Origin of the sequence: Pantoea sp. CFSAN033090, from assembly GCF_001264395.1 — a bacterium.
Taxonomy (GTDB): Bacteria; Pseudomonadota; Gammaproteobacteria; order Enterobacterales; family Enterobacteriaceae; genus Pantoea; species Pantoea agglomerans.
In genome coordinates this window covers 1-1464 of the sequence record NZ_LGYX01000045.1, presented here as the reverse complement: position 1 = coordinate 1464, position 1464 = coordinate 1, and the positions used below count along the sequence as shown (strand labels likewise).

Genomic DNA, 1464 nt, shown 5'->3' with positions numbered 1-1464 from the left:
GACCAGAAGTGGTCACTGAACCCGTCACATAGGTTTTCTGTGATTTGAACGAGGCGATGCTGACATCAACCTGTGGGCTTTCAATGTACTGAGCCAGACGACGTGACACTTCGTCACGTACTTCGCCGACGGTACGGCCCGCTACACGCACACGACCGATGTAGGGATAGAAAATGGTGCCGTCAGAATGCACCCAGTTACCGGTGTCGCTGGCGCTACGGTACTGACCCGCTGGGGTGGTCAGTTCCGGGTGATCCCAGACCGTTACGGTCAGGACATCGCCCACACCGATACGGTATTCGTAGTTCTGAATTTCGTTCTGCAGGGCAGGATTCGTCTGAGCCACCAGTGGCTTCGGACGCATCCTTTCAACCAGTGAAGGCGTTAACGGGAAGACGTTGACATATTTATCGATGTCAAAGTTGCTATCCTGCTGTTCAACAACATCTTTTCCTGATGTAGAAAGGTGAGAACCTGGTTCGATCGTACACCCGCTAAGGAATGTGGCGGATACCAGCAAGGGTATCAATTTCATTTTGATTGTAATCATTTAGATCTTCGCTATCAGTTATTTATTGATAGAGGCGAAACCGCCGCTGTGTAAGCGTCCAACAAAAAGTAAATCCTACCTGACTTAAGCACTGAACCTGTCGTTCATTATCCTTGCTCCACTTGTTATAAGTAGCGGCCATCTACCAGGGTGTACCCTGAACGCCACGCATCATAGCGGACTATGGATGCACAGCGATATCCCTGATGATGGCCACTATCAACGACACGCCTGACAACGGCAAAACACCTCTGAGCGCGCATTAACGCGCTCATTCCGACTCACGATTAATAGGCACCATCGCGTTTCAACACCACGCCCACTGTTTTAAACAGAATCGCGATGTCGTTCCACAGTGACCAGTTTTTCACGTACCACGAGTCGAAATAGACGCGGGTTTCATAGTCAACATCATTACGACCGCTGACCTGCCACAATCCCGTCATGCCTGGCTTTGCCATCAGGTAATAATCAACATCACCGGCATAACGACAGAGTTCATCTTCAATGACCGGACGCGGTCCGACCAGACTCATATCACCGCGCACCACGTTCCAGAGCTGAGGGAGCTCATCGAGGCTTGTTTTACGGATGAAGTGGCCCACTTTAGTAATACGTGGATCATTTTTGAGTTTGAAATCTTTATCCCATTCCGCACGGGCAATCGGATCAGTGCGCAGCACCTCTTCCAGCACTTCTTTTGAATTAATGACCATCGAGCGGAATTTCAGACATTTGAATTTACGGCCATTCATTCCCACACGCTCGTGACAATACATCGGTGGTCCACCGTCCCGACCCACCAGGAAGCCCAGTACCAGCAGCGCTGGCATCAGCATCAGGATAATCGAGAGCGAACCCACGATATCGAATGCCCGTTTCAGGAAGCGCGACGCGAGCTTAGCCAGGTTGTT

General features: G+C 50.6%; 2 protein-coding genes. Both read right to left on the bottom strand.

Going from position 1 to position 1464, the window contains the following annotated elements; genetic code table 11:
* A partial coding sequence (locus tag AFL22_RS22915) for a polysaccharide biosynthesis/export family protein (protein WP_197276798.1) occupies positions 1–550 on the bottom strand: 550 nt, incomplete at its 3' end.
* 287 nt (positions 551–837) lie between these two features.
* On the bottom strand, positions 838–1464 hold a 627-nt coding region (locus tag AFL22_RS22910; protein ID WP_197276797.1), incomplete at its 5' end, for a sugar transferase.